Source organism: Desulfobacter sp. (genome assembly GCF_050177295.1).
Genome location: NZ_JBFXHE010000208.1, coordinates 1 through 7,634 on the forward strand (window position 1 = coordinate 1; position 7,634 = coordinate 7,634).

Annotated in this window: 4 protein-coding genes; all 4 read left to right on the top strand. The window is 56.4% G+C overall.

What is annotated here, in order from left to right; all coding sequences use genetic code 11:
* Positions 1-3,605, top strand: a 3,605-nt coding sequence (locus AB7U36_RS14370) for an amino acid adenylation domain-containing protein (RefSeq protein ID WP_428160427.1), incomplete at its 5' end; no start/stop codon positions are given.
* Positions 3,606-3,728: 123 nt separating this feature from the next.
* Complete coding sequence (locus AB7U36_RS14375) at positions 3,729-5,051, top strand: 2-hydroxyacyl-CoA dehydratase (protein ID WP_428160428.1); 1,323 nt, start codon at positions 3,729-3,731, stop codon at positions 5,049-5,051.
* Positions 5,048-5,830: an acyl-CoA dehydratase activase gene (locus AB7U36_RS14380; protein ID WP_035236964.1), complete on the top strand. Its 783-nt coding sequence runs from the start codon at positions 5,048-5,050 to the stop codon at positions 5,828-5,830. Before AB7U36_RS14375 ends, AB7U36_RS14380 begins: the two co-directional genes overlap by 4 nt.
* A 15-nt stretch (positions 5,831-5,845) precedes the next feature.
* Entirely contained in the window at positions 5,846-6,982 is a 1,137-nt protein-coding gene (locus AB7U36_RS14385; protein ID WP_428160429.1) for a 2-hydroxyacyl-CoA dehydratase subunit D, read from the top strand.
* The last annotated feature ends 652 nt before the right edge of the window (positions 6,983-7,634 follow it).

Genomic DNA, 7,634 nt, shown 5'->3' on the forward strand with positions numbered 1-7,634 from the left:
TTGACCGCAGGGCATTGCCCCTGCCCGGGGCGGAAACCGTGACCGGAGAAAAACCTGCCACCCCCACCGAAGAGGTCCTGGCCGGCATCTGGGCCACACTGCTGTGGCGGGAAACCGTGCATCGCCATGACAACTTCTTTGACCTGGGCGGACACTCCTTGTCCGCCACCCGGCTCATTGCCCGGATCAGGGACAAGTTCCAGGTGGAGTTGCCGGTGAGCGCGGTTTTCGAGCATCCCCGGCTGGATGCGCTGGCCAATGCCATTGACACGGCCAACGCCCCGGCCAGCCTGCCTGCCATCCGCAAACAGCCGGATGGGGCTTGCCAGGTCCTCTCCTTTGCCCAGCAGCGCCTGTGGTTCCTCAATCAGCTGGAAGAGAGCGGCCCTGATGTGTACAACATGCCGGCGGCCCTGGAATTGAGGGGGGAGCTGAATGTCGGGGCCCTGGAGCGCAGCCTGGAGTGGCTGGTCTGCCGCCATGACGCGCTCAGGAGTACCTTTCCCACCCGGGACGGACAACCCGTGGTGCAAATCCATGCCCCCGGCGAAATAAAGGTTCTGGCCATCCACGACCTGACCCTTCAAGATCCGGCCGGACTGTCCCCGGCGGACCAGGACAATGCGATCCAAATCCATGCCCGGCGCCATGCCGGCATCTCCTTTGACCTGGACCAGGGTCCCCTGTTCAAGGCTGACCTGCTGCGTCTTACAGCGCAAAGATCGGTACTCCTGCTGAACATGCACCATATCATCAGTGACGGCTGGTCCATGGGTGTATTCATGCGGGACTGGCACCAGGCCTATACTGCTTTTGCCCAGGGCAGAGCGCCGGACCTGCCTCCCCTTGCCATTCAGTACGGTGATTACGCGGCCTGGCAGCGGGAGTGGCTGCAAGGCGAGGTCCTGCAACGGCAGGTGGACTATTGGCACGGGAAGCTGGCCGGGGCCCCGGAACTGCTGGAACTGCCCCTGGACACCCCCCGACCCCCCTTGCAAAGCTATCGAGGCGCCCACTATTTCACGGCTTTGCCGCAGGATTTGGCAAAAGCGCTCAACGGCTTGAGCCGGGAGCAGAACGTGAGCCTTTTCATGACCCTGCTCACCGGGTTTTACATCCTGCTTTTCCGGTACAGCCGCATGGATGATCTCTGCGTGGGCACCCCCATTGCCAACCGCATCCACACCAGCACCGATGATCTGATCGGGTTTTTCGTCAATACCCTGGTGCTGCGGGGCCGGCTTCATCCGGGCCAGAGCGTGGCCAGCCTGCTGGCAGACACCCGCACCACCTGCCTGGAGGCCTATTCCCACCAGGATATTCCCTTTGAGATGCTGGTGGAACGGCTGAAACCCACCCGCAGCCTGAGCCACAGCCCGTTGTTCCAGGTGATGTTCGGACTGCAGAACAATGACCCGGTCCCACCGGACCTGCCGGACCTGGCAGTCACCTCCCTGCCTGTTGATTATCCCATTGCCAAATTTGATTTGAGCCTGAACGTGGAGGAGCGGGACGGGGAACTGATTTGCTGGTGGGAATATGCCACCGACCTGTTCCAGACATCCACCATTGAGCGGATGGCCGGCCATTTCCAGGTGCTGCTGCAGGCCATGGCAGACAACCCGGACCAATTGGCCAGCCGCCTGCCCATGTTCACCGCAAAGGAGACGGCCTTGGTGCAGTCCTGGAATGACACGGCCGGGGATGTGCCAAAGGAGACCATTGTCCGCCTGTTTGAACAACAGGCAGCAAAGCAACCTGACCACATTGCCGTGATTTGTGAAGAAAACCGGCTGACATACGGGCAACTGAATGAAAAGGCCAACCAGGCCGCCAGCCTTCTGTTATCGCTTCCTGAATTTAAAACAGGGCATAATCCGCGGGTGGCGGTATTTATGGACCGTTCCCCGGAAATGGTCATCGCTATCCTGGCCATCCTCAAATCAGGGGGCGCCTATGTGCCGGTTGACCCCGCCTATCCCGGGGCCCGTATCCGCCATATCCTGGATGACAGCGGCGTGGCCCTGGTACTGACCCAAAGCGCCCTGAAGCCACGGCTGTCCCTGGGGGAAACGGAACAGGCTTTTACGGTGGTCTCTTTGGATGCGCTGGACCTGGCCGGCCACCCCCGGCAAAATCCGGCCATGAACATTGATGCGGCTGACCTGGCATATGTGATCTACACCTCAGGCACCACCGGCAACCCCAAAGGGATCATGATCCATCATTCCGGCTTAAGCAATCTTATCCGGTCGTCCATTGATATGTATGACCTGACAAGCCGTGACAGGGTATTGCAGTTTGCCTCGCTCAGTTTTGATACCGCCGTGGAAGAGATCCACATGACCCTGGTTGCGGGGGCTGGGCTCATCCTGCGCAACCAGGAGATGATCGGATCCACCAAAGCATTCCTGGCAGCCTGCGCGGCCCATGAGCTGACTGTGCTGGACCTGCCCACGGCCTTTTGGCACAGCCTGCTGACAGACCTGCCCGCCATTCGAAAACTATGGCCCCAAAGTATCCGCCTGGTGGTGATCGGCGGTGAGGCGGTTTCTGCTGAACATGTTGAACAATGGCTGGAACTTTTCGGGCCGTTTCCGGTGCTGCTGAATTCATACGGCCCGGCGGAAGCAACGGTGGCGGCAACGGTTTTTCCCATCCAACCCGCCCATATTGGCGGGGGGGCCGCGATACCCATTGGCCGGCCCATACCCAACACCCGGATCTACATCATGGACCCGCATCTTCAGCCGCTGCCCCCGGGCGTTCCCGGCGAGCTGTGCATCGGGGGCGCGGGGCTGGCCCGGGGCTATCTCAACCGCCCGGAACTGACTGCTGAAAAATTTATCGAAGTAAATATCCCGGGGAAAACAGAGCGGATTTATAAAACCGGTGACCTGGCAAGGTGGCTTCCCAGCGGCAATATCGAGTTCCTGGGCAGGATGGACCACCAGGTCAAGCTGCGGGGATTCCGCATTGAACTTGGGGAGATCGAATCCGTGCTCCGCCGGCACCCGGCAGTCAGGGATGCCGTGGCAATGCTGGTGGAAGAGGGGGATAACAAACGGCTGGCAGCCTACATAACAGGGGACTGGAAAGGGAAGCTGGACGACCCCGCCCTGGCCGCCCAATTGCAGGAATGGCTCAGGCAAAGCGTTCCCGATTATATGGTCCCTGCCCATTTTACACTGCTTGACTCCCTGCCCCTGACCCCCAACGGCAAAGTGGACCGGAAGAAACTGCCTGAACCGGAACGTTTAACTGCCACCAAAGGGTATGAGGCACCGGCTTCGCCCGCGGAAGAGGTCGTTGCCAAAATCTGGACAGAAGTGCTGGGGGTGGCGCGTGTGGGCCGGCATGATAATTTTTTTGCCCTGGGCGGCCATTCCCTGCTGGTGGTGCAGCTGGTAAACCGTGTGCAGAGTCTGTTTGAAGTCAGGATTGTCGTGCGGGAACTGTTTGAGGCCCCCACGGTTGCCGGCATTACCCGGAAACTGATTGCCCATGAGCCCCAGAAAGGACAGGTGGATACCATCGCGCGCCTGCAAAAAGAGATAGACGGGATGTCCGAAGAGGAGATCCGGGCGGCCCTGGGTGAGGCCTGACTTATTGACCGGGAAGTTGTAGGGTGGGTCATTATTTTTTGTTTTTTTACCACGAAGATCACGAAGGACACGAAGGGCTGATGGCTTTGTGGTAAATTAAAAAATCAAGAAGACAGGAGATATATGTTATCTGATAAAGAGAAGTTGCTGAAAAAGTTGATGGCGAAAAAAGGGTTTGGCCTGCCCGGTGGAACGGCACAGCCGGCCAAATCCAAGAGAAGTGTCCAGTTGGAAAACTTCATGCGGGTCGTGGGCAATACCGGTCGGGCAGTTGATTTTTCCCTGCCGGAGAACAGCGCTGCCTCCACCGTGGAGCGGACAATTGCCAATGCAGGCGGTTTCCAGGATGCCTACCTGGACGACTCCCGGGTCATGTTTGTGGGAAACGTGGCCTGTTCCGAGATCGTGGAGGCCCTGGATTTCGTGCCCTTTAACGGGCAGGTTCTCTCCTATTTCCTGGCCGCGGCCGGGGCGGCCGGGGCGTTCCTGGATATTGCGGAAAAAAATCACCTGTCCAGGGATATCTGCCCGGTGGTCCGGTGCGTGCTGGGCGCGGCCGTGGAAAACTGCCTGCCCACCCCGGATTTCATTACCTTTGCCTATTTCCCCTGCGACAGCGGGGCCAGGATGTTCTACGCCCTGGCCGATGCCTACGACTGCCCCTGGTTCCTCCTGGATATGCCCGAGCGCCGGGGCAATGCAGCAGCCCAATACCTGGCCCAACGCATGAAAGAGATGGTGGCCCGGGTGGAGAACGCCCTGGGTATCGAGGCTGTTCCGGACCGTATTGCAGCCGCGGTGGAAGAATCCAAAGAGACCATGCGCTATTACGAAAAACTGATCTCCCTGTCCCTGGCCCACCAGGTCTGTCCGTCGGTGCATAAGTTCACCACCGACACCACCACCCACCTGAGCCGGATGGGATCGCCCGGGGCCACCCAGGGGGTCCGGCTCTGCTATGAAGAGCTGCTGGATTCAGTTGAAACCGCGGGGAAAATCCGGGCCAAAGAGAGGCCCCGGGTGATATGGGACGGGCTGATGCCCTTTTACAACAATGAAATTATCAGATATATGGAAGAGGGGTGCGGCCTGGAAGTCATGTCAAATCTTTTGCCGGCCATGACCCAAAATATCGGCGGGTTGCTGGCGGAAAAAGACCCTTACATGTATATGGCCAGGCGGCAGCTTCACTTTGCCGGCATTGATGATACAAAATTTGACGTGCTTGAGCCCTACGGCATAGACGGGATTATACGGTTCAACCAGTGGGGCTGCCGCCGCCACCTGAGCGTGAACCAGATTATCAGGGACCGCCTGACCCAGTCAGGCATGGCCATGCTGGACATAGACGGTGACTTCATCGACAGCCGGGGCTATTCATTTTCCCAGGTTAAAATACGGATGGACGCATTTGCGGAGATGCTCAAAAACAGGAGTGAGGTATGATTACCATTGGTATTGATTCCGGTTCCCTTGCCACCAAGGGTGTTGTGTTGGGTGATGATAAAAAAATTTTAGGGTCTGCCATTGATTTGACCGGCGGCAGGAGCCGGAAGTCGGGTGAGCGGGTGTATCATCAGGTGCTGGACCGGGCCGGATTGTCGGAACAGGATGTGGCGTTTGTGGTGACCACGGGGTACGGGCGTGACAATTTGCCGTTTTCCGGCAAAAATGTCACCGAGATCACCTGCCACGCAGCCGGTGTCCATTTCCTGTTTCCGGATGTGGCAACCATCCTGGATATCGGGGGCCAGGACAGCAAGGTCATCCGCATCGGCAATGGCGGCCGGGTGGAGAATTTCATCATGAACGACAAATGCGCCGCAGGTACGGGCCGTTTCCTGGAAGTGATCGCAAAGGCCCTGGAGGTGCGCCTGGAGGATCTGGGCGCCATATCCCAGCAGACCGATAAAAATGTGGAAATCAGCAGCATGTGTACGGTGTTTGCCGAAACCGAAGTGGTTTCCCTGGTGGCCGAGGATACACCTGTGCCGGAAATCGTGCGCGGGGTCCACAACGTGATCGTGGAGCGCGGAGAGATCCTGCTGGGTAAAATCGGATTGGTCGAACCCGTTGCCATGAGCGGGGGCGTGGCCCTGAACATCGGTGTGGTCAAAGCGCTGGAAAAACGGCTGGGCCTTGAACTGAGAATCGCTGAAAACCCGCAGCTCACCGGTGCCCTGGGCGCAGCCGTGATTGCCCGCAACCTGATGGAAAAAAGATAATGGAAAAGAAATAATATGGATACCTTGAACACCCAATTGCGGACCCGCATCACGGAAATTACCGATATTCACCACAACCGGTTTGAGAGACTCAAGGCCCAGGGCCGGCCCAAGATCGGCTGGGTCTCCATTTATACCCCTGAAGAGATCCTGTACGCGGCCGGCCTGATTCCCTACCGGATCTTTGGGGAGACCTGCACCAAAACCACCAAAGCCTCGGCCTACATGCACCGGAACATTTGTCCCTATGTGCTGAGCTGCCTGGAAGAGGTGCTGGCCGGAAAACATGATTTCGCGGACGGTGCTGTCATTGCCAATGTCTGTGATGCCCGGCGGCGGCTGTTTGATGTGTGGAAATACTTCAGGTCCAATGATTTCGTCCATATGCTGGACCTTCCCAAGGAGATCGACGCCACAACCAAAGCGTATTTCATCACCGAGATGCAGCATCTCATGGCGGTGCTGGAAGAGCGCTTTGACGTTAAAATCACGGACCAGGCGTTGCGGCACGCTGTGTCAGTCTATAACCAGTCCCGGGAACTGCTCCAGCGGCTCTATGATCTGCGCAACGACATCCACCCGCCCATTGCCGGTGAAGATCACATGTTCATGGTCAAGGCAGCCATGACCGGCCCCAGGGAGATTTTTAACGAAAAAATGACACAACTGCTTGAAGACCTTCCCCGCCACGCCAGGAAACAGCCCGTTGCCACACCCAGGATCATGATCTGCGGCAGCTATTTTGACCATCCCCATATCATCCGGGTGATCGAAGAGATGGGCGGCCTGGTGGCATGCGAAGATACCAGCAACGGGGTGAAATACTTTGAAGGCTCCGTGGACGAAGACAAGGAGCCCCTTGCCGCCCTTGCCGATTACTATTTGGATAAAGCCACCTGCGCGGCATTGTTCGACTCGGGCAAGCGGTTCGACCACATGATGGCGCTGATCAGGCAATATAAAGTGGATGCCGTAATATACGTATCCCTGAAATTCTGCGACAACAACCTGATTGATTTTCACTACCAGCAAAAACGCCTGGCCGAAAAAAAGATACCGGTCCTGTTCCTTGAAACCGAGCGCATGGCATCCAACATGGGCCAGATCCGCACCCGGATCCAGGCGTTTCTGGAAGCTGTCATGCTGTGGTAAAGCAGCTCTTTTAGAAAGTATTTGGGATCTTCGCAGAAGTATGAACTTTCATACGGCCATGCAATCTTCGCACAAGTGATGCAAATTTTATCATACGCGGACAAGATCCTCATCGAGAATATATTCACCGTAAAGGATAACATTGTCCCATGCGATGGGGCTTATGTTCAATCAGTCGAATATCAATCCCATTGCCAATCGGATCGCAATCTAAAATAAGGGGAGTGAACGGTTACTAGACAACGGATTCTTTTGGACATTTTAGAGGCTAACCTGATTATTACAAATTAGGGTGAGTGTCAACCACGGAAAAGCTCGGAGAGCCTGTAAATGGTGATGGCTGTGTGAAAGAATCTGGTCAGCGTTTGTTGGACAAAAAGTCTGATTAGCGGAGAGATGAATTGAAAAATTATTGGTCGTGTTTTTCAAAATTTTACTCGTCCGGTTTAATACCATTATTGAACTCCCCAAGAAAAATCGAATCGGTAGGAATTGAAAACCGAGCGATACACGTAATATTGCTCCCCGGTTTGATGATTTAAAAAGGGTGGTATTACAGGGAAAGCCTACGGCAGTATCCCAACCAATGAGAACTCGAAAACAACGGCAATTGGAAAGTTATTCTGAGAACCACTATATATTTGGTGGCTGG